Origin of the sequence: Chryseobacterium oleae (assembly GCF_900115055.1) — a bacterium.
Lineage (GTDB): Bacteria > Bacteroidota > Bacteroidia > Flavobacteriales > Weeksellaceae > Chryseobacterium > Chryseobacterium oleae.
Map to the genome: position 1 here is coordinate 1,415,424 of NZ_FOVD01000001.1, position 25,424 is coordinate 1,440,847.

General features: G+C 36.8%; 19 protein-coding genes and 1 tRNA gene. 11 read left to right on the forward strand and 9 right to left on the reverse strand.

Going from position 1 to position 25,424, the window contains the following annotated elements; genetic code table 11:
- Positions 1 to 812: 812 nt before the first annotated feature.
- Positions 813 to 2,093, reverse strand: coding sequence for an isocitrate lyase (gene aceA / locus BM143_RS06440; protein ID WP_090023730.1), 1,281 nt, complete (start codon positions 2,091 to 2,093; stop codon positions 813 to 815).
- 134 nt (positions 2,094 to 2,227) lie between these two features.
- Positions 2,228 to 3,805, reverse strand: coding sequence for a malate synthase A (aceB, locus tag BM143_RS06445; RefSeq protein ID WP_090023731.1), 1,578 nt, complete (start codon positions 3,803 to 3,805; stop codon positions 2,228 to 2,230).
- 125 nt (positions 3,806 to 3,930) lie between these two features.
- On the opposite strand from aceB, the gene BM143_RS06450 reads away from it, so the two are divergent.
- The 3 genes from BM143_RS06450 (at position 3,931) to BM143_RS06460 (ending at position 7,071) form a co-directional block, all read left to right on the forward strand.
- The gene (locus tag BM143_RS06450; RefSeq protein WP_090023732.1) at positions 3,931 to 5,418 is read left to right on the forward strand and encodes a helix-turn-helix domain-containing protein; all 1,488 of its coding nucleotides are present in this window, start codon (positions 3,931 to 3,933) and stop codon (positions 5,416 to 5,418) included.
- Between the two features lie 107 nt (positions 5,419 to 5,525).
- Positions 5,526 to 6,179 carry a ComF family protein gene (locus tag BM143_RS06455; protein ID WP_090023733.1) on the forward strand — a complete coding sequence of 218 codons (654 nt, stop codon included), beginning with the start codon at positions 5,526 to 5,528 and terminating at the stop codon, positions 6,177 to 6,179.
- 202 nt (positions 6,180 to 6,381) lie between these two features.
- The gene (locus BM143_RS06460; RefSeq protein ID WP_090023734.1) at positions 6,382 to 7,071 is read left to right on the forward strand and encodes an alpha/beta fold hydrolase; all 690 of its coding nucleotides are present in this window, start codon (positions 6,382 to 6,384) and stop codon (positions 7,069 to 7,071) included.
- A 3-nt stretch (positions 7,072 to 7,074) separates the two neighbouring features.
- Here the strand turns inward: BM143_RS06460 and upp are convergent, their stop codons facing one another.
- From upp to der, 3 genes are all read right to left on the reverse strand, one after another.
- A complete protein-coding gene (gene upp / locus BM143_RS06465) occupies positions 7,075 to 7,725 on the reverse strand; it encodes a uracil phosphoribosyltransferase (RefSeq protein ID WP_090023735.1) in 651 nt (216 codons plus the stop codon).
- Positions 7,726 to 7,791: 66 nt separating this feature from the next.
- Complete coding sequence (locus BM143_RS06470; RefSeq protein WP_090023736.1) at positions 7,792 to 8,136, reverse strand: four helix bundle protein; 345 nt, start codon at positions 8,134 to 8,136, stop codon at positions 7,792 to 7,794.
- 50 nt (positions 8,137 to 8,186) lie between these two features.
- Positions 8,187 to 9,497 carry a ribosome biogenesis GTPase Der gene (gene der, locus BM143_RS06475; RefSeq protein WP_090023737.1) on the reverse strand — a complete coding sequence of 437 codons (1,311 nt, stop codon included), beginning with the start codon at positions 9,495 to 9,497 and terminating at the stop codon, positions 8,187 to 8,189.
- Positions 9,498 to 9,754: 257 nt separating this feature from the next.
- Between der and BM143_RS06480 the strand changes: the two genes are divergently transcribed.
- From BM143_RS06480 to BM143_RS06505, 5 genes are all read left to right on the forward strand, one after another.
- Positions 9,755 to 9,825: transfer RNA gene (locus tag BM143_RS06480), tRNA-Gln, on the forward strand.
- Between the two features lie 714 nt (positions 9,826 to 10,539).
- Entirely contained in the window at positions 10,540 to 11,427 is an 888-nt protein-coding gene (locus tag BM143_RS06490) for a DUF3347 domain-containing protein (protein ID WP_090023739.1), read from the forward strand.
- A gap of 63 nt (positions 11,428 to 11,490) precedes the next feature.
- A complete protein-coding gene (locus BM143_RS06495) occupies positions 11,491 to 12,144 on the forward strand; it encodes a DUF3347 domain-containing protein (RefSeq protein WP_090023740.1) in 654 nt (217 codons plus the stop codon).
- Between the two features lies 1 nt (position 12,145).
- A complete protein-coding gene (locus BM143_RS06500) occupies positions 12,146 to 12,601 on the forward strand; it encodes a heme-binding domain-containing protein (RefSeq protein WP_090023741.1) in 456 nt (151 codons plus the stop codon).
- A gap of 25 nt (positions 12,602 to 12,626) precedes the next feature.
- Complete coding sequence (locus BM143_RS06505; protein WP_090023742.1) at positions 12,627 to 14,939, forward strand: multicopper oxidase domain-containing protein; 2,313 nt, start codon at positions 12,627 to 12,629, stop codon at positions 14,937 to 14,939.
- Between the two features lie 558 nt (positions 14,940 to 15,497).
- Here BM143_RS06505 and BM143_RS06510 read toward each other — a convergent pair.
- The 3 genes from BM143_RS06510 to katG form a co-directional block, all read right to left on the reverse strand.
- Positions 15,498 to 17,252 carry a tetratricopeptide repeat protein gene (locus BM143_RS06510; protein ID WP_090023743.1) on the reverse strand — a complete coding sequence of 585 codons (1,755 nt, stop codon included), beginning with the start codon at positions 17,250 to 17,252 and terminating at the stop codon, positions 15,498 to 15,500.
- A 36-nt stretch (positions 17,253 to 17,288) separates the two neighbouring features.
- Positions 17,289 to 19,046, reverse strand: coding sequence for a tetratricopeptide repeat protein (locus BM143_RS06515; protein WP_090023744.1), 1,758 nt, complete (start codon positions 19,044 to 19,046; stop codon positions 17,289 to 17,291).
- A 452-nt stretch (positions 19,047 to 19,498) separates the two neighbouring features.
- Complete coding sequence (katG, locus tag BM143_RS06520; RefSeq protein ID WP_090023745.1) at positions 19,499 to 21,778, reverse strand: catalase/peroxidase HPI; 2,280 nt, start codon at positions 21,776 to 21,778, stop codon at positions 19,499 to 19,501.
- 444 nt (positions 21,779 to 22,222) lie between these two features.
- Between katG and BM143_RS06525 the strand changes: the two genes are divergently transcribed.
- The 3 genes from BM143_RS06525 (at position 22,223) to BM143_RS06535 (ending at position 23,683) form a co-directional block, all read left to right on the forward strand.
- Entirely contained in the window at positions 22,223 to 22,681 is a 459-nt protein-coding gene (locus BM143_RS06525; RefSeq protein WP_139222003.1) for a hypothetical protein, read from the forward strand.
- A gap of 115 nt (positions 22,682 to 22,796) precedes the next feature.
- The gene (locus tag BM143_RS06530; protein WP_090023747.1) at positions 22,797 to 23,258 is read left to right on the forward strand and encodes a heme-binding domain-containing protein; all 462 of its coding nucleotides are present in this window, start codon (positions 22,797 to 22,799) and stop codon (positions 23,256 to 23,258) included.
- 11 nt (positions 23,259 to 23,269) lie between these two features.
- Entirely contained in the window at positions 23,270 to 23,683 is a 414-nt protein-coding gene (locus BM143_RS06535; RefSeq protein WP_090023748.1) for a thiol-disulfide oxidoreductase DCC family protein, read from the forward strand.
- 196 nt (positions 23,684 to 23,879) lie between these two features.
- On the opposite strand, the gene BM143_RS06540 is transcribed toward BM143_RS06535, so the two are convergent.
- Positions 23,880 to 25,313 (reverse strand): alpha-amylase, encoded by a 1,434-nt coding sequence (locus BM143_RS06540; RefSeq protein WP_090023749.1) that lies wholly within the window; start codon positions 25,311 to 25,313, stop codon positions 23,880 to 23,882.
- Positions 25,314 to 25,424 lie beyond the last annotated feature (111 nt).

Sequence of the window (25,424 nt, forward strand, 5' to 3'; positions counted from 1 at the left end):
GAATGATCAAATATATGAACTTTTGACTCCGATTACATTGATAACTGACTTAAAAAGCAGTTAAATTTTCAGTGTTTTTTTAGAAATCACTCCATAAAAAAGATGAAGCAGGCCTGCCCAGCGGCGCATACTTCATCATCATCATTTGTGTTTTTAGAATCTACTTTTTCCCTATTGCAATGATCATCTTTTTGATATTTTAATAGTCAACCTTATACAGTGGAAAATCCATTTTTTCATCTTTACTTTTATGTTCAAGATACTCCATACTGTTTACATTACTTTGTGATGATCTAAAATTCTGGGCATTGGTGGGACGCCAATTTTTTCTATAGCCAACCAATAAGATCGGAATTTGTTATTTTTAAATTTATTTTTTTTTCATCGAATTATTATGAGATCTTTTTTCCAGGAACAGAATAGTATCTTAAAATTCATTCGTGTTTCGCTCTGTTCAAAACTAGTATAAATGATGAAAAAAATAAAGCAGTTTTAGGAGCAGTTAACAACGAATATTTTTAACAATCTGATTACCAATAAACAACAAGCCTTATATTAACACAATTTTTCTCAATAGATAATGTTTTATTAACAGAAAAATGAGACAACACAATTATAAAACATGTAAAAAATCAACACAAATAAGACGTATTGTAAAAAAATATCTATCAAGAATCTATACAACTAAAATGTGTTGTTTTATATTCCCCCATTTATTTCACAATTTCATCCATTTATTAATTTCTTTTGCACCAAAAAAAACCTCCTCAATACTGAGAAGGTTTGTATATATAAAAATCAATGTAAAATAATTAGTGAAACTGTGCTGTTTCCGTGGAATCTTTCATCGCTACTGTTGCGGAAGAACCGTTAGTCACTACATTCTGAACCTCGTCAAAATATCCCGTCCCTACAAATGACTGATGTTTTACAGCTCTGAAACCTTTTTGCTGAAGTGCAAACTCACGTTCCTGAAGTTCGGAATATCCTGCCATTCCTCTTTCTTTATAAGCTAAAGCAAGTTCAAACATCGCAGTATTCAGTGCGTGGAAACCTGCCAGCGTGATAAACTGGAATTTATAGCCCATTTTTGCAAGCTCTTCACGGAAATTAGCCATTTCTTCCACACTTAATCTCGCCGCCCAGTTGAACGATGGCGAACAGTTGTAAGCCAACATTTTCCCCGGAAACTGAGCATGAATTCCTTCTGCAAATTTTCTCGCCTGCTCCAGATCGGGATTAGAGGTCTCCATCCAGATGAGGTCTGCATAAGGCGCATATGAAAGTCCGCGGTCTATTCCCTGCTCTACTCCATTATTAACTACATAAAAACCTTCGGAAGTTCTTTCTCCGGTCACAAATCTCTTGTCTCTTTCATCAATATCAGAAGTCAGAAGATCTGCCGCATCAGCATCCGTTCTCGCAATAATAATACTTGGAACACCCAATACATCTGAAGCCAGACGCGCCGCAACCAGTTTATTAATAGCTTCCTGAGTAGGAACCAATACTTTTCCACCCAAGTGCCCGCATTTTTTCGCAGAAGAAAGCTGGTCTTCAAAATGAACGCCTGCTGCTCCCGCCTCAATCATCTGTTTCATCAGTTCAAAAGCATTCAGGTTGCCTCCGAATCCGGCCTCCGCATCGGCAATAATCGGAACTAAATATTCTTTATCTCCGTTTCCACTTACCGACTGGATCTGGTCTGCTCTTAATAAAGCATTATTGATCTTTTTCACCACAGAAGGCACTGAATTCGCCGGATACAATGACTGATCGGGATACATTTCCCCTGAAAGATTGGCATCTGCAGCCACCTGCCAGCCTGAAAGATAAATAGCTTCCAGCCCTGCATCAACTTCCTGAACCGCCTGGTTTCCTGTAAGCGCACCAAGTCCGGCTACATAATCCTGGTTATTCAGTTTGTCCCAGAATTTTTTGGACATTTCGGTTGCAATGGTATAATCAATTGTGTACGTGCCACGAAGTTTTAATACTTCCTCAGCAGTATACGTTCTTTTCACTCCGGTCCAGCGCGGATTGTTCAGCCAATCCTGTTCTATAGCATGGATCTGTTCTTGTCTTGTTTTCATAATATTTTGGATTTATTGTTTTGTATTGAGGAGATAGGGTTTGAGAGTTTGAGTGTCTGAGAGTTTTAGAGTTGTTGATTCATAGTTGCCGGTTCGAATCCCGCATCCAAAAACTCTCCCACTCTCAAACTCTCTTACCCAATAAACGGGTACGCTTTCAAGGTCAGGAATTCTTCGAATTTTTCCGAGAATACCAGCTCATTGAAAAGTTCTTTCGCTAAATTGAATTTTCCGTTTTTAAAACGTTCTTCGCCTACATATTTTTCAATGTATTCTATTTCTTCAGCCTCCCATTGAAGAATCATTTCTCTGGTCAGGATAAGACCATTATCCAGCTTAGTATCATTTTTAAGCCACTGCCAGAGCTGTGTTCTTGAGATTTCTGCAGTGGCGGCATCTTCCATCAAATTGTAAATGGCTGCTGCGCCCACTCCCATCAGCCAGCTTTCCAGATATAAAATACCTACGTTGATATTTTTTCTTACCCCTTTTTCTGTGATCTCACCCTGTGGAACTTCCAGCAAATCTGCTTCTGTGATATGGTATTCAAATTTTTTATCAATCTGGTTTTTCGCGGGCATATGCTGATCAAAAATTTCTTTTGCGATCGATACTAATGCAGGATGTGCCACCCAGGTTCCGTCGTGACCATTTTTCACTTCACGCTCTTTGTCTTTTCTTACTTTTTCAAAAGCAGCGGAATTGGCTTCATCATCATTTTTTACAGGAATTTGTGCAGCCATTCCACCGATGGCATGAACGTTTCTTTTGTGGCAAATTTCAATTACTCTTTTTGAATAGGCGCTCATAAAAGGAGAAGCCATCGTCACCTGATCTCTGTCCGGAACCATAAATTCAGGAAGGTTTCTGAATTTTTTGATGAATGAGAAAATATAATCCCATCTTCCGCAGTTCAGGCCTGCACTGTGTTCTTTTAATTCAAATAAAATTTCATCGATCTGAAAAGAGGCCGTAATCGTTTCAATCAAAACAGTTGCTTTGATAGTTCCTGTAGGAATTCCAAGGTAATTTTGAGCAAAAACAAAAACCTCATTCCACCAGCGGGCTTCTTTGTAATGTTCTAATTTCGGAAGGTAAAAGTAGGGTCCACTTCCATTTTCTATGAGTTGCTCTGCATTATTAAAAAAGTAAATTCCAAAATCTGTTAACGAGCCGGATGCTTCTTCACCATTCATCTCTATATGTTTTTCCGGAAGATGCAATCCTCTTGGGCGGACCTGCAGGGTGGCAGTTTGTTCATCGAGCTGGTAAGATTTTCCATTTTCAGCGGTGAAATCTATATTTCGTCTTATGGCATCCTTTAAATTAATCTGGCCTCGAATACAGTTTTCCCAGGTTGGCGAGCTGCTGTCTTCAAAATCAGCCATAAAAGTGGATGCACCGGAATTAAGCGCATTGATAATCATTTTCCGGTCTACGGGGCCTGTGATTTCCACCCTCCTATCCAACAGATCATCGGGAAGTGACGCGCAGGTCCAGTCACCGTTTCTCACTTCTTCAGTTTCCGGCAAAAATCCCGGAAGATTTCCCAAATCAAAAAGCTGTTGTATATTTTTTCTTTCTTCTAAAAGCTTCAACCTTTTCTGATTAAAATTCTGATGAAGTGCCACCAGAAAATCGGTCAATTGCGGAGTAAAAACCTCTTCAAACTGCGTCTGAGCTTTTATTTTTAATTGTGTCTTGGTTTCCATAACCTATTGATTTTGTGATTTGATGTTACAAACATAAATAAAAATTTTCACAACCAGCGAACGTTCGCTAATTATTTTTAAAATTTATTATGCGGATAATCGCATCCAATTATTTATATTTGACTATGAATTCAGAAAGCGATTTTATCAAAACAGTTTTCGGACTAAAGCTTAAACAGCTTAGACAAAAGAAAAACTGGTCTCTGCAAGATCTTGCGGTAAAGACTGGTTTGTCTAAATCTTATCTTAATGAAATTGAAAACGGAAAAAAGTATCCAAAGCATGATAAAATTATCCAGCTTTCGGAATCTCTGAGTTGCACTTTTGATGAACTGGTTTCCACCAAACTGGATAAAAGTCTAGCCCCATTCAATGAAATTCTGCAATCGGATTTTTTCAAAGAAGTCCCGTTAGATCTTTTTGGAATCAGCAAAAATAATCTGATCAGTATCATCAGTGATGCTCCCAAAAAAGTAACTGCTTTTATCAATGCGTTGATCGAAATATCTCAGAATTATAATTTAGGAAAGGAACGTTTTTATTTCGCCGTACTCAGGTCTTTCCAGGAGCTTTATGACAATCATTTTCCTGAAATTGAAGATAAAACAGTGGAATTTATCAGAGAAAACGGATTGGATATCAGCAAAGATTTAAGAGCTTCTGTTTTGGAGACTATTCTCACTGAAAAGTTTCATTACAGCATACGGTCTGAGGACTTTGAGCAGTTCGGAACTTTGGATAATCTGCGTTCTCTTTTCATTCCTGAACAGAAATTGCTGCTTTTGAACAGAAAACTTAAAAAAGATCAGCGAACATTTATTTTAGCTAAAGAAATTGGATTCAATGTGTTGGAACTAAAAACTCGCCCCAATACGTATTCATGGCTGGACTTTGGAAGTTTTGAAGAAATTCTGAATAATTTTTACGCTTCTTACTTTGCCGGAGCTTTATTAATTTCAAAGGAAAAAACACTTGAAAAAACTTCAGAATTTTTACTCCAAAATACGTGGGAACCGAAAAGTTTTGAGGCCCTGATTGAAAGTTTTACAGATTCTCCTGAAACATTTTATTACCGACTGACCAATTTGCTTTCATCAGAATTGGGCATCAAAGATTTATTCTATCTGTGTCTGGTCAAGAAAAAAAATTCGGATAAGATCCAGATTTTAAAGGAACTTCATCTGAATCATCAGCAGGCGCCGCACGCGAACGCTATGAATGAACATTACTGCCGACGATGGATTGCTGTAAAAAATTTACATCATTTAAAGGAGAACGAAACCCTCACTGATGCGCAAATCTCTCACTACAAGGATCAGGGCGTAAGCTATCTGGTGATTTCAACTTCACAGAAAAACCCGTTTTCAGACGGCAGCAACAGAAGCTACTGTCTTGGTATTTTACTGAATTCCCAGACCATTAAAAAAATTGGTTTTGTAAAATCCCCGACGTTAAAAACGGTCAATGTAGGCGTCACCTGCGAATCCTGCAGCATTCCGGATTGTGAAGTACGACAGGCCCCGCCAGTCCGACTGGAAAAGGAACATTTTAACCTTAGTATGAAAAATGCAATTGAGAAAATCAGAAAACAATTGATGAGTGATGAATTATGAGTTATGAGTTATAAATTTTGAATTTTGAATTGTAGTCACACAATTACAAATTCCCCCTTCTAACTTCTAATCTCTAACATCTAACTTCTCATTTAAAAAAAACACCAATGATATTAGATTTATTTTTCCCAAACCGCTGTATTCACTGCGGCCGGATCATAGACGCGAAGCTTTTAGTCTGTAGTTTATGTTTTGAACAGATTCATTTTACACACTATGATTATTTCGGCGATACCATCATCAAAGAAAAATGCAGACTCCTGTTTCCTGTCGAAAATACATATGCGCTGATGAAATTTGAACAAGATGGCCTGAGTCAAAAAATCATCCACGAACTGAAATATAAAAGCAGAGAAAACGCAGGGAAAACTCTTGCCGAATGGACTACAGAGCGTTTGGATTTCAAAGAAGAAAAACCGGATCTGCTGCTTTCGGTTCCGCTTCATCCTAAAAAATTAAAGGAAAGAGGTTATAATCAACTTCATCTGTTCACAGAAACTTTGTCGAAATTTCATAGCATCCCATTCGATCATGAACTCATTCAAAGAAATCATTATTCCAAAGCACAGGCCTTGAAAGACAAAAAACACCGCCTGGAAACAAAGAATCCCTTTTCTCGTTCAAAATCAATTTCCGGAAAGCATATTCTTTTAATTGACGATGTTTTCACTACCGGAAATACAGTTTCATCCATTGCCTGGGAGATTTTGAATTCAGGGGACAACCGAGTAAGTGTTTTGGTGATGGCAGTTGATGCGTAAAAGTGTTTGAGAGTATTAGTGTCGGAGAGTTTGAGAGTTCCGGGGTTTGCACCAGCAACTGGCAGCCAATAACTAGCAACTATCAACCAGCAACTCTAAAAGTCTATGACACTCCCACTCAAGGACGCTGTGACTCTCAAACCCTCCTTCCCATAGCCCAAAACTCAATTCTTTTTCCTAATTTTCCGGTAAACTTTTGATTATGAAAAATCTGCTTTTACTGCACGGCGCACTGGGACACTCTGATATTTTTAAACCTTATGAAAAGGAGCTGTCAAAGCATTTCAATATCCATACGCTTTTATTTTCAGGACACGGAAGTACTGAGTTATCTGAAAACGGTATTAGCATTGAAAAATATACTGAGGAGATAAGGGATTATTTGGTAAAAGAAAACTTAGAAGACGTTTGTATTTTCGGACACAGTATGGGAGGTTATGCTGCACTCAACTGTTCTCTCAAATATCCTGAAAGAATTAATTCGATCATGACTTTGGGTACAAAATTCAACTGGACTGAGGAGCAGGCTTTAAAGGAAAGTAAAATGCTTGATCCGGAAGCTATTCTTTTAAAAGTTCCGAAATATGCCGAACAGCTGGAGAATCAGCATGGTGCAAAATGGAAACAGCTACTGCCGGCCATTGCTCAGATGATGGTTTCACTTGGTAAAAATCCACCTCTGAATGAAAGCAGTCTGTGGGCTATCAATATTCCTGTACAGATTATGACCGGAGATAAGGATAATATGGTGAGTATTGAGGAAAGTATCCGTGCTTACCGAAGTATTCCGAATGCAAAATTGGCCATACTCCCGGATACAAAGCATCCTATGGAAAAAGTACGGCCTAATTTATTATCTGATCTGATGAAAGATTTCTGGAATCTCTCTTAAAATTTATCGTTGTAGTTTTTCACCGTAGCTTAAATCTCCGGCATCACCAAGTCCTGGTGTGATATATCCTTTTGAAGTCAATCCTTCATCGATGGTTCCTACCCAAATTTTAGCATCAGGATAAGCTTTTTCAATAGTTTCAACTCCCTGTCTTGAAGCAATTGCGGCTACAATATGCAGCTGGGTTGGTGTACCGTTTGTCAAAAGATCTTTGATGGCTTCAATTAATGAAGCTCCTGTTGCTAACATGGGATCAGCTACAATTAATGGTCTTCCTTCAATGTTGGGACAAGTAAGATAATCCTGTTTGATGGAGAAATAATCGTTGGCATCGTGCTTTCTGTAGGCTGCAACGAAACCGCAGTCTGCTCTGTCCAGGTAGCTCAAAATCCCCTCAAACAAAGGAACTCCTGCTCTCAAAATAGTGGTAATCACGGGCTGAACAGCTATTTCCTGAACTTTGATCTTGTCCAATGGAGTTTGAATCTCTACTTCTTTGTATTCTAATCCTTTACTGATCTCAAATGCTGCAATTTCCCCTATACGTTCCATATTTCTACGGAATCTCATTCTGTCATGCTGGATGTCTACATTCCTAAGCTCATTGATCCAGGAGTTTATTAAAGAAAACTGTTTTGAAAGTTCTGTTACCATAGTCAATTTGATAATGTAATGATGTGATGATTTGGTAATATGTTGATTTGATAATTATTGAATCGATTACTGTTTTTGGGCAGTTGAGATTATTTTAGATAATAATTTCTGAATACTCAATAACTGTATTTTTAAAGCCGGGTCAAAGTGATAATTTTCAGAGTTTTCACAAAGCAATAACCAATACTCTGTTTCTTTCGCTTCTTTATCTGCGATTTTCAGCTTATGAATAAAGTCTGCTCTGCTTTCAGAACTTTGCGCTTCAAAAACATTAGCCCCAATTGATGTTCCTGATTTCATGAGCTGGTTGGCAATGACAAATTTCCTACTGCTCTCAAGTAATTCAGTATATTTAATGATGTCCAATGAAAACCTGATAGTCAAATCTAAAATTTCATTCTTCTTTTCCATATCTTAATTGACATTAGCACATCATCAAATTAACTTATCTGCAAATTATCTTATTTCTGTCTGAAATACACTTCAATAGGAACTCCGGTAAACCCGAATTGCTTTCTCAGTTGGTTTTCAGTAAATCTTTTGTAAGGTTCTTTTACATACTGCGGAAGGTTGCAGAAAAATACAAACTGTGGTGACGGCGTTGGAAGCTGTACACAATATTTAATTTTAATATACTTTCCTTTGTTAGCCGGTGGCGGAGTCTGCTCAAAAATAGGAAGCATCACTTCGTTTAATTTTGAAGTTTTGATCTTTTTCTTACGGTCTTCGTATACAACCATTGCCATTTCCACGGCTTTCAAGATTCTCTGCTTCGTTAATGCTGAAACAAAAAGAATTGGAATATCACTGAACTGACCGATCTTCTCTTTAATTGAATTTTCAAAATCCCTAACGGTATTGGTTTTCTTATCTTCAATAAGATCCCACTTATTCACAACGATCACAATTCCTTTTCTGTTCTTTTGTGCCAAACCGAAAATATTCATATCCTGAGACTCCCAGCCAAGCGTTGCATCCACCATAATGATCACAACATCTGAAAATTCAATAGAACGAATAGATCTCATTACCGAATAAAATTCCAAATCCTCATTTACTTTAGATTTCCTTCTCATTCCGGCAGTATCAACTAAAACAAATTCGTGTCCGAATTTATTATAAAGCGTCTGAATACTGTCTCTTGTAGTACCTGCAACATCAGTTACGATATTTCTTTCTACATCAAGCAAAGCATTCGTTAAAGTGGATTTACCAACATTGGGACGACCTGCGATCGTAATTTTCGGCAAGCCCTCGAAAGGATCTTTATAATCTGTTGTAGGGAAATCTTTAACGATATCATCCAAGACTTCTCCTGTTCCAGAACCTGTAGCTGAAGACAAAGTGTAATATTTCTCAATTCCTAACTGATAGAATTCAGTAGCGTTTATTTCCTCTTTGGCAGAATCTACTTTATTGATAACGATATAAACGGGTTTATTGGCTCTTCTCAGAAGTTCGTAAATTTCGTAATCGGTATCAGTAAGGCCTTCTTCTACATTCATCATAAAAATGATAGACGTAGCCTCATCTATTGCCAGCTGAACCTGTTTACGGATCTCTTCTTCAAAAATATCATCCGTTCCTACATCATATCCGCCTGTATCTATAACTGTAAAATCTACTCCGTTCCAGTCAGATTTCCCGTAATGACGGTCTCTGGTAACACCAGCCGTAGAATCTACGATGGCTTCTCTTCTTTCTAGTAAACGGTTAAAAAGTGTGGATTTTCCTACGTTGGGACGCCCAACGATTGCGACAATATTTGACATAAAAATGTTTAATAAATGAAATTATTAATGGGTATCTCCAACTTTTGGAGCCCAATTTTTTGCAAAGATAAGATTTTATTATTTAGCCGTTGAAAATTGGTCTCTATAAATTGTTTACAAAACAAAATTATTCATCTGTCTATTTTATTAAAAATCATACAATTACAGACAGACACAGTGTTTTCAGTTGTTAATCCGTCAAAAAATATTTTTTTCAATCAAATATTTTTTATAATTTCGCGCCACCAAAATAAAGCAGACCCATGGTGTAACGGTAGCACTCTGGTTTTTGGTACCATCAGTTGGGGTTCGAATCCCTGTGGGTCTACTTAGTAAAGCAATCTTCTGATATACAGTCGATTGCTTTTTTTATTTATTCTTTTCTGACATTTCTCTAATTAAAGCCGTCATTCTTACGAAGTACATACGGCAGAGTCTAATAAGTCCCAATAGTACAAAAGCAATTCATCACCGATTATTTTTCATTTACATTAAAAAACATACTAAAAGTGTATATATTTCTTATTGAACGAAAATAAATTGTTATTTTTGCATTGAAATGTTTCAACACAGGTATATATTCATTTTTATTCTGCTGGGATTTTTATTAATGCCCAAACAGACTTATGCCTGTGATCTAAAGTTTTCTCCTGCGAAATCCTCCAGCTGTGAAACCAAAACCGTAAAAGCGGGTAAGAAACATCATTGTGAGTTTTGTGGTTCAAAAACATGTAATGGGAAATGTAACAGTCCTTTATGTAAATGTCCCGTTTCAAATCTCAATCCTACGCTATTCAACAAGTATGATTTTAATTTTTTAAAACTAAAAAACTTTAATTTCATCTCTTTTTCACCGTACGAAACCGCAATTTCGAAGGGGTTTCTGTCCATATGGCTAATTCCTAAAATAGGCTAATTTCAAATCATTACAGCCTAAACTATGCGTTTTTTTTTCTAAAACGCACTTAGTTTTCAACATTTTCAGTTTATAAACAAAGCAACAGACCGTACCGTTCTTTTGCTTTTAAAAACAATTCATCCAATGAAATTAATATCAAAAATATTGGTTGCATTTACTGTGTTGATCACATGGACAATGAATGCCCAATTTAAAAATACAAAGACAGAAACCATAAAGATTTATGGAAGCTGTGATATCTGTAAAGGTATGATAGAAAAATCCGGTAACCTTAAGAAAACAGCTGCAGTAAGCTGGAATAAAGATACCCAAATGGCTACCTTAACTTATGACTCGCAAATGACCAACCAGGACGAGATCTTAAAACGAATTGCACTGGCAGGCTTCGACAGTGAAAAATTCCTGGCTCCTGATGACATTTACACCGCATTGCCGGAATGTTGTCATTATACCAGAGAATTGAAACCGGTAGCTAAAAACAAAGATGCGGGAATGAATATGGCCACCGACCACAACGGTCATGATCACAGTAAAATGGTTCAGGCAGAAACACCTCCAGTTCAGAATCAGAATACCTCTCAATTGAAGCCTGTTTTCGATACCTATTTTGCTATAAAAAATGCTTTAGTGAAAACAGACGCAGGAGCTGCATCTGCAACAGCCACGAAGTTACTAACCGTAATCAAAGCTATTGAAATGACGAAACTTTCTACTGAAGAACATATGGTTTGGATGAAAGTAATGAAGGATCTGACGGCTAACACTGAAAAAATAGCCTCAGCCAAAGACATTTCCAAGCAGAGAGAAACATTTGCCCTACTGTCTAAAAACATCTATGATCTGGCTAAAGTATCTCCATACAATACTCCTATCTATTATCAGCACTGCCCGATGTTCAATAATGGAAAAGGAGCCAATTGGCTAAGTCTGGAAAACGAGATCAAGAATCCGTTTTTCGGTTCAAAAATGATCACCTGCGGGAGTACGGTAGAAACCATTGACAACAAATAAATTAAAAACTCATGACATACCGTCATGACATTCAAAACTTTAACAACTATAAATATTCACACAATGAAAAATATATTTTCATCATTTACTATAATAGCACTAACAGGACTTACCTTATTTTCATGTAAAGAAGCTTCCAATAAAAATACAGATCAGCATACTGAACATACTGCTGCTGCTTCAGAAACACAGGCGCCACAGCCATCAGAGCAATCCTCTGCTAACTTACCTGCGGAACCTATCAATGAAAAAGAGACAAAAACTCCGGTGAAAGAAGAGATAAAAAGTTTTTCCATCTCTCCGATCATCAAGGATTATCTTGAGCTGAAAAATGCACTTACAACAGATAACGATAAAGCTGCTGCCAGTGCCGGGAAAAAGTTATTGGCTACCATAAAAAATACAGATATGAAATCTATTCCTGCCAATAAACACAAGGAATATATGGATATCGCAGATGATGCCAAAGAAAATGCAGAACACATTGGCGACAACGTTGGAAAAATTGATCACCAGAGAGAGCACATGGCCCCACTAAGCCAGGATATGGCTGATCTTATTGCGTTGTTCGGGACAACTCAAAAACTTTACCGTGATTACTGCCCAATGTTTAATGACGGAAAAGGTGCTGTCTGGATCAGTGAATCAAAATCGATTAAAAATCCTTATTACGGCAGCAAAATGTTGACTTGTGGTTCCGTAAAAAAGGAATATTAAGATGAAAAAAGCACTGAAAATTACAGGAGCTGTTCTGCTTCTCGTCTTTCTTGCTGCACAGCTTTATCAGCCTGCCCCAAATGTAGATAAGGGGCAGCCTGCTACAACCGATTTTATGCAGACTTATGCTGATATGCCTGCTGAAATGAAGACGATCATACGGGCATCCTGCTACGATTGTCACAGCAATAATACCAATTATGAATGGTATGATTATATCCAGCCGACCAGAAGTTTGTTAGTGGAAAAGCACATTAAAGATGCACAGGAAGACCTCAACTTTAGTGAATGGGATTCTTATTCTCAGCGGAAACAAAAAAGATTAATAACCTCAATAAAAAAACAGATTGAAACTAAAAAAATGCCTATGTCTTCCTACACGCTCATGCACCACAATGCAAAACTGAATGATGCACAGATAAAACTTTTAACCCAATGGTTAGAAACGCAGGAATAAGTTTCATTTAACAAGAAATATAAAAATGAATATACCCAATAATATCCCGATAAAATTACTGACAGTGATGTTTATACTGCTCTGTTCGGAAATAGTTTTTGCACAAAAGCTGGTCCGGTACGAGCTCTATGTAAAGGACACTGTTGTCACCTACGCCGGTAAAGAAAAAAGAGCGATTGCAGTGAACGGACAGATTCCTATGCCCACGCTTACTTTCACCGAGGGTGATACTGCCGAAATTGTAGTCCACAACCAGCTAAAGGAAAGCACATCATTGCACTGGCATGGCGTATTTTTACCCAATAAAGAAGATGGTGTTCCTTTCTTAACTCAGGAACCGATAAAGCCGGGCGCAACCTATACTTATCGTTTTCCCATCATTCAACATGGAACCCACTGGTACCACTCCCATTCCGGACTTCAGGAACAGATCGGGATGTACGGGAACTTTGTCATGAAGAAACGTAACGACGACAAAACCTTCCGAAAAGGTATTGATGATCTGCCAACCGTTCCCATTATCTTAAGCGAATGGACCAATCTTAATCCTGATAACATCAACAGAATGCTGCATAATGCCAACGACTGGGCAGGAATTAAGAAAAATGCAACGCAGTCTTATGCAGAAGCTATCAGAGAAGGATATTTCAAAACCAAGATAGCGAATGAATGGAAGCGAATGACAGCAATGGACGTAAGTGACGTGTATTATGATAAAATATTAATCAACGGAAGTAATGCTACAGATCTGAAAAGTATTGACGGAAAACCACTTAAAGCAGGGGATAAAGTCAGGCTACGAATTTCAAACGGAGGTGCTTCATCTTACTTCTGGCTTCGGTATGCAGGCGGTAAAATAACAGTGGTAGCCAATGATGGGAACGACGTAGAACCTGTAGAAGTAGACCGATTGATTATTTCCGTTTCAGAAACTTATGATGTCGTGGTCACTATTCCGGAAGACGGCCGCGCTTACGAGTTTCTGGCTACCACAGAGGACAGAACCCAATCTGCCAGTTATTATGTGGGTAACGGCATCAAACAGCTCATTTCACCTCTTCCGCGTCTGAAATATTTCGAAGGCATGAAAATGATGAATGACATGATGAAAATGAATGGTGATCTGAATGATATGGGAATGAAGATGAGCCTGAATCAAATGGACATGAATGTGGTGATGTATCCTGAAATTACAGGTGAGGCTAATCCAAAGAAAAAGGAAAAGAAAAAAGAAAAAGAAGATCACAGCAAGCATAACATGAGTACGGGTATGGATATGAATATGGATAACGATGCCAACCGTTACAATGCTAACGCGCTGGGAGACATTGTTACCCTGAACTATGCCATGCTTAAATCTCCTCACAACACAACGCTTCCTAAAGATGCTCCGGTGAGAGAACTGAAATTTACTCTGACAGGAAATATGAACCGTTACGTCTGGAGCATGGACAACAAAGTACTTACTGAAACTGACAAAATCCCGGTAAAGAAAGGGGAAATATTAAGGATCACCATCCATAATAACTCTATGATGAGACACCCGATGCATTTGCATGGTTTCGATTTCAGGGTCATTAATGGTAAGGGCGAAAGATCACCACTCAAAAATGTACTGGATGTAATGCCAATGGAAACAGACACTATTGAGTTTCTAGCCAATGAAGAAGGCGACTGGTTTTTCCACTGTCACATCCTCTACCATATGATGGCCGGTATGAACAGGGTATTTGCGGTTGGTGATTATAAAAATCCCGGACTTCCCGATAAAGAAAAAGCATACAAAGCTTTGCAGATGGAAAGCAATATGCCTCACTTTATGGCCCAGAATGATTTCGCGACTAACGGAAATGATGGTCAGGTGATGTTACAAAACTCAAGATGGTCTTTAGGAGCAGAATGGCGTTTAGGGTACAACAATATGCATGGTTACGAAATGGAAACCCATTTAGGAAGATATATCGGAAAAATGCAGTGGTTCATGCCTTTTATTGGCTTCGACTGGCGGTACCGTAAAATGGGAATAGATCCCCGTGAAACCAATTTATTTGGACAGACCAATGAGAAAGACTTCCGAAAAGCGGTTAGCTTAGGTTTTATGTATACCTTACCTATGCTTGTGACTTTCCAGGCCGAGGTGTATCACGATGGAATTGTCCGCCTGCAGTTAATGCGTAAGGACATTCCCATTTCCAAAAGAATAAGGGGAGGATTTATGGTGAATACCGATATGGAATATATGGCGGAGCTGCGCTATGTGATCAATAAAAACATTGATTTCCGTACTCACTATGACAGTGATATGGGCTTTGGTGTTGGTCTTTCATTAAATTATTAGGGCAGCATCATACCCATCCCAAACCATTAAACAACAAAATAACCGCTTTTAATCAAGCGGTTATTTCTTTTTTTTCTCATCAATCACGTTTTTTAACTCTCCAGAATTTTTTTAAGCTTCCCAACCTTTCATAAAAAATTCTATTGCGTTTTTAATACCATTCAGTGCCAGATAAATAAATAATACTAAAAGCATTAAATAAAAGTTTAGTACAAATCTTTCAGCTTTTAAGAAACCGATAAGTTTTGCTATTTTTTTTAATTCTCCGTCGTATAATTCTTCATCACTATCCTCTTTTTATTTTTGAGACCGCATTGAATGATGAAACAAAAATAGATGACATCATTTTAAAATCAACTATTTTACGCGTTACTTTTTGTTAACTACAATTAAATAATATATTAAAAAATTGTTAACTATTTTAATGCAAAAAAATGAATATCAGTTCATTAAAGTCAAAATAATGATATTTAAAAAAAAGATTAAAACACACAATAAAACGTTCAAAAAGTAAAAAAAATCGCAGAAGTATCCGAACTACGCTCAAAACAAAACAATTTATATACTTTTTAAGTAGGTATTTAATATGGATTCTTTCCCGATATTCATTTTAGTTTTTATTTTAGTTTTATAAACCCTTGCGCTTCCTTCGGTAATATTTTCAAGTAATGAAATTTCTTTAGAAGAAAAGTCTAATTTGTAATACACACAGAATTTCAGTTCGTTATTCGTCAATGAAGGAAACCTTTCGGAAAGCTTCTGAATAAACTGTTTATTTTCAAGAGAACTTTCATTGATCAAATCATGGTTTTTTTTATCAATCTGAATCAGATTATTAATTTTAAGAAAAAGATCGGTGATTACCTGTTCAGCATCAACATTCTTTAACTTTTTCATCTTTTTTATATTCTCCAGGAACGTTTTTTCAGTTTCTATTTTCAGATTGAGATTCAGGTGCAGGTTGGTAATCTTTTCCTCCTGACGTTTAAGATCCTGTTCAAGAATCTTTTTGTTCTTCATCAGAATAATTTTCTCTTTCGATGCAAGCTCTTTTTCTTTTTTACTGATATTTCGGATAATGTATATGGTAACGCCGAAAATAATAAAAACAATACATATCCCCGTAAGCATCAGTGTATTTTTAAATTTTTGTGCTTCTATCGTGTATTGATGTTTTTGATTGATACTCTTGATCATAAAGTTGTTAAGGACATCTGAAATATAGGTAAGTTTCTTATTAGATTCTTCTTCATGCTTATTATGCAACGTAATTAATTTTCTGCATAAAGTTTTTACCATTTCTGTGTCATTCATCTTTAAATAATAAGACTGAATCATTTCATTAATTAAAATTTTATCCGATATATTCGCCGTTTCAGACTCAATAGATTTACCGTAATCTACAATCTCCTTCATTTTATCATTCTGATTGGTTTCATTATATAGGTCAGATAATTTTATAAGATTGACTATAGATGCATGGTTGCTTTGATTACCTTTTCTGTGAAACTCAAATTCCTGAAGAAGAAGTTTTTCTGCTTCGGAAAAGTTTTTTTTCTTGTAATAATAGAATCCCATATTTCCTTTTACACTTATTAAAAATGCTAATTCATCCGGGTTCAGATTATTTTCACTTTCTAAAATTCTCACAGCTTCTTTAGCTTCTTGTATAGCCAGATCAATACGTCCCATTTTTTCATAAGTCAATGCAAAATTATTGTGCATAGAAGCAATATAAATTAGGTTATCCCTGGATTTACTAAAACTTTTTAGAGATTTATTGAAGTAAATCAGAGCTTGGGTGTAATTTTTATCATTAAACAAAAACCTCCCTTTAACATGATACAAATGAGGCAGAAAATATTTTTCACCAGACTCTTCAAGCTTAATCGCATCATCAAGAAATTGCATAGCAAGCTTAGGAGATTGGTGTTCAAACTTATGAGCCAGACTAAAATCACAAACAATCGTAATATAATCATACTCGTTGTTGTTTAACATCAGCAGTTCATACATTACGGGAATATCATTTACAATATTTTCATCTTTCTTGAGCCTGGAATCATTAGTAATGTAAAGGAATTCAATATATTTGCTGCTAATCTGATATTTACGATCTCCAGTACTTTCATACTTTTTCTGTTCTCTGGCTTGCAAGGCTTTAATTTTCTCTGGTTGGCTACCAATTTTGCTAATTAACGTATTAAGATTGCCAAAATAAATATTGGCTTCATCTTTTTGAGATGAGCCACATGAAACCATAATCATGGAAAACGCCAAAACAATTAAAACTTTAATAATTTTATTTTTCATCCCTAAAGCATTCTATATACGCTCAAAACAAACAATTTATATACTTTTTAAGTAGGTATTTAATATGGATTCTTTCCCAATATTCATTTTAGTTTTTATTTTAGTTTTATAAACCCTTGCGCTTCCTTCGGTAATATTTTCGAGTAGTGAAATTTCTTTAGACGAGAAATCCAGTTTATAATACACACAGAATTTCAGTTCGTTATTCGTCAATGAAGGAAATCTTTCGGAAAGATTCTGAATAAACTGTTTATTTTCAAGAGAACTTTCATTGATGAGATCATGGTTTTTTTTATCAATCTGGATCAGATTATTAATTTTAAGGAAAAGATCGGTGATTACCTGTTCAGCATCAACATTCTTTAACTTTTTCATCTTTTTTATATTCTCAAGGAACGTTTTTTCAGTTTCTATTTTCAGATTGAGATTCAGATGCAGGTTGGTAATCTTTTCTTCCTGACGTTTAAGATCCTGTTCAAGAATCGTTTTGTTTTTCATCAGAATAATTTTCTCTTTCGATGCAAGCTCCTTTTCTCTTTTATTAATATTTCGGATAATATATATGGTAACTCCAAAAATAATAAACACAAGACATATCGCTGTAAGCATCAGTTTATTTTTAAATTTTTGTGTTTCTATTGTGTATTGGTGTTTTTGGTTGATACTTTTGATCGTAAAGTTGTTAAGCACATCAGAAATATAGGTAAGCTTCTTATTAGATTCTTCTTCATGCTTATTATGCAACGTAATTAATTTCCGGCATAAAGTTTTTACCATTTCTGTGTCATTCATCTTTAAATAATAAGACTGAATCATTTCATTAATCAGAATTTTATCCGATATACTCGCCGTTTCAGACTCAATAGATTCACTGTAATCTGCAATTTCCTTCATTTTATTATTCTGATCAGTTTCATTGTACAGATCAAACAATTCTGTAAGATTAGTAATAGATTGATGATTACTTTTCTTATCTTTTTTATAAAATTCAAATTCCTGAAGAAGAAGTTTTTCTGCTTCGTAAAAATCTTTTTTCTTGTAATAATAGAATCCCATATTTCCTTTTACACTTACTAAAAAAGCAGTTTCCTCAGGTTTCAGATTTCTTTCGGTTTCTAAAATTCTTACAGCTTCTTTAGCTTCTTGTATAGCAAGATCAATATTTCCCATTTTTTCATAAGTCAATGCAAAATTATTATGCATAGAGGAAATAAAAATCAAATTGTGTCTTATTTTGTCAAGGCTTAGAAGAGATTTTTTGAAGTAAATCAGAGCCTGAGAATAATTTTTACTATTAAACAAAAAACGCCCTTTCAAATGATACAAATGAGGTAGGTAATATTTTTTACCCGATTTTTCATCAATTTTAATGGCATCATTAAGGAATTGCATAGCAAGCTTAGGAGATTGGTGCTCAAACTGATGAGCCAGGTTAAAATCACATGCAATCGTGATATAGTCATATTCATTATTGTTTAAAATCAGTAGCTCATATACAACAGGAATCTGCTTGATGGCATTTTCATCATTCTTAGTTTCAGCATTATCATAATTGAAAAACAACTCAATGTATCGGCTGCTAATCTGATATTTACGATCACCTGTACTTTCATATTTTTTTTGTTCTTTGGTTTGCAGGGCTTTAATTTTTTCCGGCTGGTTAACCAATTTAGAAACCTCTTCATTAATATTATGAAAATAAGTGTTAGCTTCCTCTTTTTCAGATGAGCCACACGAAACAATAATCACAGAAAAGACCAAAGCTATTAAAACTTTAATAATTTTATTTTTCATCCATTCATTTTTTCAACATTATCCTTAGTTATACAGTAAAAATATCCAACAATAAATATTTCTTAATTAACATATTTATAGATTGTGTATTAAAATTACAATGTTTATTTCAAAAATAAAGCCGAAATAATCTGATTTCTATGTACATCCTCACATTTTTCTTTAACAAAAAATCAAAAAAATAAAAAATATTGATAATCAAATTATTACAAAAAACGCATCGCATTTTCATGTATAAAAATTCATTATCAGGCTCCAGATTTAATCAATGGTTCCGAGCTCCATCATTTGGGAATAGGTTTCAAAAAAAATCAAAATGTTATATTCTGAAAACATGGAAATAAAGACCTCAACAAACTTACAGACAATCAATTACACAACTCAACCTAAAATACAGTTCCCCCGGCCATTCTGGCCGGGGGAACTGCTATGTTGATTATGTCTTAATTTTTTTACTTCAGATCAAACCGGTCTAAGTTCATTATTTTAGTCCACGCACCTGCAAAATCTTTTACAAATTTTTCCTTGGCATCGCTGCTTCCGTACACTTCTGCAATCGCTCTCAATTCAGAATTGGAACCGAAAACAAGATCTGCACGGGTAGCCGTCCATTTCGGTTGTCCTGTTGAGCGATCAGTTCCCATGTACAATTCATTATCATCCGAAATTGATTTCCATTGCGTACCCATATCCAGAAGATTCACAAAGAAATCATTGGTAAGCAACCCGGGACGGCTGGTGAATACCCCATTTTTGGATCCGTCAAAATTTGCATCTAAAGCACGCATCCCACCGATCAGTACAGTAAGTTCCGGAGACGTAAGGGTTAAAAGCTGTGCCTTATCAATCAACAGAGATTCTGTAGCCACGCTGAATTTTCTCTTCTGGTAATTACGGAATCCATCAGCTGCCGGTTCCATATAATTCATAGATTCTACATCGGTCTGTTCCTGTGAAGCGTCCATTCTTCCCGGAGTGAAAACTACTTTAATATCATGTCCGGCATCTTTCGCTGCTTTTTCCACGGCTGCAGTTCCTCCCAAAACAATTATATCGGCGATTGAAATTTTCTTTCCTCCACCTTGAGAATCATTAAATTCTTTCTGAATTCCTTCTAATTCATTCAATACTTTTTGAAGCTGAGACGGATTGTTGACCGCCCAGTCTTTTTGCGGAGCCAGTCTTATTCTTGCCCCATTGGCACCCCCACGTTTGTCACTTCCCCTGAATGTAGAGGCAGAAGCCCAAGCTGTGGATACCAATTCAGAAACAGTCAGTCCTGAATTTAGTATTTTATTCTTTAGTGCATCAATATCCGCATCATTTACCAGTTCATGATTCACTTCAGGAATAGGATCCTGCCAGATCAGTTCTTCCTGTGGAACGTCCGGACCTAAATATCTTGCTTTAGGGCCCATATCTCTGTGGGTAAGTTTAAACCAGGCTCTTGAGAAAGCATCGGCAAATGCATCCGGGTTTTCGTAGAAATGTCTTGATATTTTTTCATACTCAGGATCCAGTCTTAGCGAGAGATCCGTGGTAAGCATGGTAGGTCTGTGTTTTTTATTGGGGTCAAATGCGTCAGGAATAATCTCTGCACCATTTTTAGCAACCCATTGATGAGCTCCGGCAGGGCTTTTTGTAAGTTCCCACTCGTTCTCAAATAAGTTTTTAAAGAAATAATTGCTCCACTCGGTTGGGGTTTCAGTCCAGGTTACTTCCAGACCACTGGAAATAGCATCTGTTCCTTTTCCTGACTTATAATTACTACTCCATCCCAGTCCCTGAAGTTCAATTCCTGCAGCTTCCGGTTCTTTTCCTACATTATCCGCAGGCCCGGCACCATGTGTTTTTCCGAATGTATGTCCACCAGCAATCAAGGCCACCGTTTCTTCATCATTCATCGCCATACGTCCGAAAGTATCTCTGATATCTTTAGCTGCTGCGATTGGATCCGGATTTCCGTCCGGTCCTTCAGGATTTACATAAATAAGTCCCATCTGTACGGCAGCAAGCGGTTTTTCAAGGTTTCTGGAGTGAATATCTCCGTCCGCATCATCATCGGTAGGAAGCACGCCATGTTGCTCAGCGACTCCTTCTGATCCGTGTGCATAACGTAAATCACCACCCAGCCAGGTTTTCTCTGAACCCCAGTAAATATCCATATCCGGTTCCCAAACATCTTCACGTCCACCTGCAAAACCGAATGTTTTAAAGCCCATTGATTCAAGAGCGATATTTCCGGTAAGGATCAAAAGGTCTGCCCATGAAATTTTCTTTCCATATTTTTGTTTAATAGGCCATAATAGTCTTCTGGCTTTGTCTAAACTTACATTATCCGGCCAGCTGTTCAAAGGGGCAAAACGCTGCTGTCCCGCACCAGCTCCTCCTCTACCATCTCCTACACGATAAGTTCCGGCACTGTGCCAGGCCATACGGATAAACAGAGGACCATAATGTCCAAAATCGGCAGGCCACCAGTCCTGAGAATCTGTCATTAAAGCATGAAGATCTCTTTTTACGGCTTCAAGATCAAGGCTTTTAAATGCCTCAGCATAATCAAAGTCTTTGTCCATAGGATCTGAAAGTGATGAGTGCTGGCGCAGAATATCTACTCTCAGCTGTTCGGGCCACCAGTCAAGATTTTTGGTTCCTCCACCGGCTACGGCTTCTTTTTTCATTGTTCCGTTGTGAAACGGGCATTTACTGATGTCATTTAAATCATTTTCCATTGTCGTTTAATATTTTTTATGTTGATTAATACAGTTTATTCTTAAAGACCTGACAAATCTACAAAGCTTACTTTATAAATACAATCTATTAATTTTAATTTAATCAATAGTTAAAAACTATAACAAATTCAATTTTACAAATTCTCTGACCACATGATAACAAAAGACATAATAATGCAATTAAGTTAATCAAAATTCAAGAACATCTGTATAAAAAGCAAGACCAAACAGCCCTATTTAGAATGATTCAAATAAAACTCATCCCAGTGCATATCTATTATCATTAACAATCACTAAATTTGATCGTTAAACATTTTCGAAAGTAGAAATATATGATCTAAAACTGTACAAAACAGTGAATTTTTCAGAAGAATTTGAGAATGTAATAGCTGCTCAATGATCACGCACCAATTGATCCCATTAATTGATTTCAACAACTACATTATGGCAACAGAAAACATGGATTATAAGGATAAAGGATTCTTAACATCTGATACATTTATGCAGCTGGCATTCCATTATATTAATGAAGAATTAAAAAAAGCTGACTATATCTTTACAAAGAAAGAACAGCTTCAGGAATATCATAGGATGGTAATCAATGGTGAGATGGGAGGTTGGTTTGCTTTCCTTTGGGATTCCTATATAGCAGACGCTTCGGAAGAACAGACCATGATTCAAATTCTTCATAATGTAAAAAATAGTATTCAAAATAGGGGAAGCTACATTACAATGGAAGAGCTGCAATCTATTCCTACTAAAGATGGAGATTTTAAGATGTTCTACAACAAACCTTTTCCCACAGAAGATCTCAACAAAATAATAAATGCCCTTATAAAAATGTTAGAAGGAACCTGGGATTTAACTAATTATGATATGTACATTAATTACTATTATTCGTAAGTTATCGCAATACCGCATTGTTTATAGAAACTGCAAAACTCATCGGATAGAAGAATATAAAGATGGAATCTTAGCTAAAATTTCATTATTTTTATAATATAAACAAGAATTTGATATGAAAAAAATAGTGGTTATCCTTCTCGTGGCATTTATCATCATTCAGTTTTTCCCCATTGATAAAACCAATCCACCGCCTACTCCGGGAATGGATTTCCTGAAGATTAAAAATACGCCCGAACCTATTGCAAAGATCATCAGTACGTCCTGTTACGACTGCCATTCCAACGAAACCCAATATCCGTGGTATGCAAGTATTTCACCGGCCTCATGGTTCGTTAAAAATCATATAAATGAAGGCAGAAAGCATCTTAATTTCTCTACCTTTGCAGTGTATGAACCCAAACAACAGGCTCATAAGCTGGAAGAATGTATAGAGATGGTAGGGAAAGAGGAAATGCCACTGGAATCTTACTATGTAGGACATCAGGATGCTAAACTGACCCCTGAACAGCGTAAAGAACTTGTGAAATATTTCAAAAAAGTAAAAGAAGATACCGAAATAAAAATGGCATTCTAAATATCAACATTATGCAGGAGAACTGGGAAGGTCAACATATTGTTTTTTTTGACGGCGAATGTGGCGTCTGTAATTTTTGGGTACAATGGGTTCTCGAACGGGACAAGCATGACCGGTTTATGTTTGCATCCCTACAGTCTGATTTCGGGCAGAAATTTCTGACTGAAAGAGGCCTGGAATCAAAAGTATTCAACACGCTGTATCTCTGGAAACCCGGACAGTATTACTATACGAAATCACGCGCGGTGTTACAGATCGCGAATGTTTTGGGTGGGGTTTATAAGCTGTCGGCTGTTGGAAAACTCCTCCCTGCGTTTTTAAGTGATCAGGTGTATGATCTTGTTTCGAGGAACAGGATGAAGCTCGCGAATCAGAAGTGTTTTCTACCTGATCGGGAGCAAAAGAAGAAGTTTATTGAGGTTTGAGGTTTTTAACTTTAACCACGGATTTCACGGATTTTCACAGATGATTGCGGATAGATTGTATTATGATTTTGGCTAAAGCCAATTGATTTTTCTTAAAACGACAAACGGGCTAAAGCCCGTTCCTATTGAATATTTCCATCATAGATAAAAAAGCAAGGATAAATTACCCTTGCTTTTTGTTTACATCGTCAAAATTTTATTGGTTTAGTGACCATATTGAATAACTGTTCGGTGGACACTGGATTTTCACCCACTTGTCGCCCTGCGTCGTTGGATACCAGCTTGAATGACCTGTGAAGTCTTTCATTTGCTGACTGCTCCAGTTGGTTTCTACCCATCTTTCCTGCCAGCTTGTCGAATTATTGATATAGACTACAAGTCCGGGGTTTCCGTTGTAACCGTTACGTCTTGCGATGTATTCGTCATTATCCGTGTAGAGGATTGACGTGGTTCCGGTGGCTTTGTTGTTGTGGATCCAGATCAGGTTGTTCAGTCTTTCTTTGTTCAGCCATTCTTCATAATCGCGGTAAAAAATGGTAGGATACCCTTCATGAGTAAGAATGTAGGCATAGGCCGGCATTTTATTTTTAATGATATCGGTATCATGGTTGGCTACGAAAGTCACGGCTTTGTAAGGATTTCTTTTCCACATCATGTCATCATTCAGGACATTTAAATTTCCGTTGTCAAAAGCTTCATCCATTTTATAGTAAGCTGCAAAATCGAAAACGGAACTGTTGGCATTATTGGCCCACCATTCCAGGGTATTCACATTGGAATCCCACAATTCTCCCACAGAAAACCCGCCTACATTGCTATTCCAGGAATTGACTACCCAAGGTCCGAAACCTTTCACGTAATCAAATCTCCAACCGTCAAATTTCATGACATTTTTATAGTATTTTCCCACAGAATCATCTCTTCCCCAAAGCCAGTCCTGCACGTAGGGATTCGCATGACAAAGGTCCGGAAAACCTCCGAATGCTCCTTCATCATTATTTCCGTAAGAATTTTTGTAAAAGTCATTATAACTTCTCGGAAATTTCCCTGAAGCGATTGCTGAAAAATCAGTCCATGTATTGGTTCCGGTGAAAGGATTCGCCTGAGACTGCCCACCACTGTTGTGATTGATGACAATATCTGCATAAACCTGCATATTTTCGGCATGAGCTTTTGTAATTAGAGCTTCCAGCTCTGTCCGGGATCCAAACCGTGTTTCTGTGCTTCCATTCTGATTGAAATTCCCGAAATCATAATAATCGGTAGGATCATATCCCATTGAATAGGCGCCATTCTGAGCTTTTGATGCGGGAGGAAGCCATACTGCTCCAATTCCTGAATCTGACCAGGCCGTCAGCTTGTCTTTTACGACATTCCACCAGGTACCACCTTCGGGAACATCCCAGTAAAAGCCCTGCATCAGCACTCCACCTCCGGGACCGGATACAAATTTTCCGGCTACAGATCCGCTTCCGGTACTGAAGGGACGGCCGTCATGCGTAGTAACGTTTACGGTCTTCGTATGAGACTCTGATTTTCTAGGGTTGTCATTGTCGTTTTCATCATTGTTCTGGCAAGCATTAAAAATTGTTAAAACCAGCATCGAAACGAGAAAATGTGTTTTTTTCATTCTAGTATTTTAATTATTAACCTATTAACTAAATTACAATTTTCTTAAAACAAATTCTATAAAACGTGAAATATTTTCATTTTCACCGAAAGATCTCTGCAAAAGACTGCA

Coding starts and splice junctions, on each gene's coding strand:
- aceA (WP_090023730.1), bottom strand. CDS start 2,093: ATGAAAACAAGACAAGAACAGATCCATGCTATAGAACAGGATTGGCTG.
- aceB (WP_090023731.1), bottom strand. CDS start 3,805: ATGGAAACCAAGACACAATTAAAAATAAAAGCTCAGACGCAGTTTGAA.
- BM143_RS06450 (WP_090023732.1), top strand. CDS start 3,931: ATGAATTCAGAAAGCGATTTTATCAAAACAGTTTTCGGACTAAAGCTT.
- BM143_RS06455 (WP_090023733.1), top strand. CDS start 5,526: ATGATATTAGATTTATTTTTCCCAAACCGCTGTATTCACTGCGGCCGG.
- BM143_RS06460 (WP_090023734.1), top strand. CDS start 6,382: ATGAAAAATCTGCTTTTACTGCACGGCGCACTGGGACACTCTGATATT.
- upp (WP_090023735.1), bottom strand. CDS start 7,725: ATGGTAACAGAACTTTCAAAACAGTTTTCTTTAATAAACTCCTGGATC.
- BM143_RS06470 (WP_090023736.1), bottom strand. CDS start 8,136: ATGGAAAAGAAGAATGAAATTTTAGATTTGACTATCAGGTTTTCATTG.
- der (WP_090023737.1), bottom strand. CDS start 9,497: ATGTCAAATATTGTCGCAATCGTTGGGCGTCCCAACGTAGGAAAATCC.
- BM143_RS06490 (WP_090023739.1), top strand. CDS start 10,540: ATGAAATTAATATCAAAAATATTGGTTGCATTTACTGTGTTGATCACA.
- BM143_RS06495 (WP_090023740.1), top strand. CDS start 11,491: ATGAAAAATATATTTTCATCATTTACTATAATAGCACTAACAGGACTT.
- BM143_RS06500 (WP_090023741.1), top strand. CDS start 12,146: ATGAAAAAAGCACTGAAAATTACAGGAGCTGTTCTGCTTCTCGTCTTT.
- BM143_RS06505 (WP_090023742.1), top strand. CDS start 12,627: ATGAATATACCCAATAATATCCCGATAAAATTACTGACAGTGATGTTT.
- BM143_RS06510 (WP_090023743.1), bottom strand. CDS start 17,252: ATGAAAAATAAAATTATTAAAGTTTTAATTGTTTTGGCGTTTTCCATG.
- BM143_RS06515 (WP_090023744.1), bottom strand. CDS start 19,046: ATGAAAAATAAAATTATTAAAGTTTTAATAGCTTTGGTCTTTTCTGTG.
- katG (WP_090023745.1), bottom strand. CDS start 21,778: ATGGAAAATGATTTAAATGACATCAGTAAATGCCCGTTTCACAACGGA.
- BM143_RS06525 (WP_139222003.1), top strand. CDS start 22,223: ATGGCAACAGAAAACATGGATTATAAGGATAAAGGATTCTTAACATCT.
- BM143_RS06530 (WP_090023747.1), top strand. CDS start 22,797: ATGAAAAAAATAGTGGTTATCCTTCTCGTGGCATTTATCATCATTCAG.
- BM143_RS06535 (WP_090023748.1), top strand. CDS start 23,270: ATGCAGGAGAACTGGGAAGGTCAACATATTGTTTTTTTTGACGGCGAA.
- BM143_RS06540 (WP_090023749.1), bottom strand. CDS start 25,313: ATGAAAAAAACACATTTTCTCGTTTCGATGCTGGTTTTAACAATTTTT.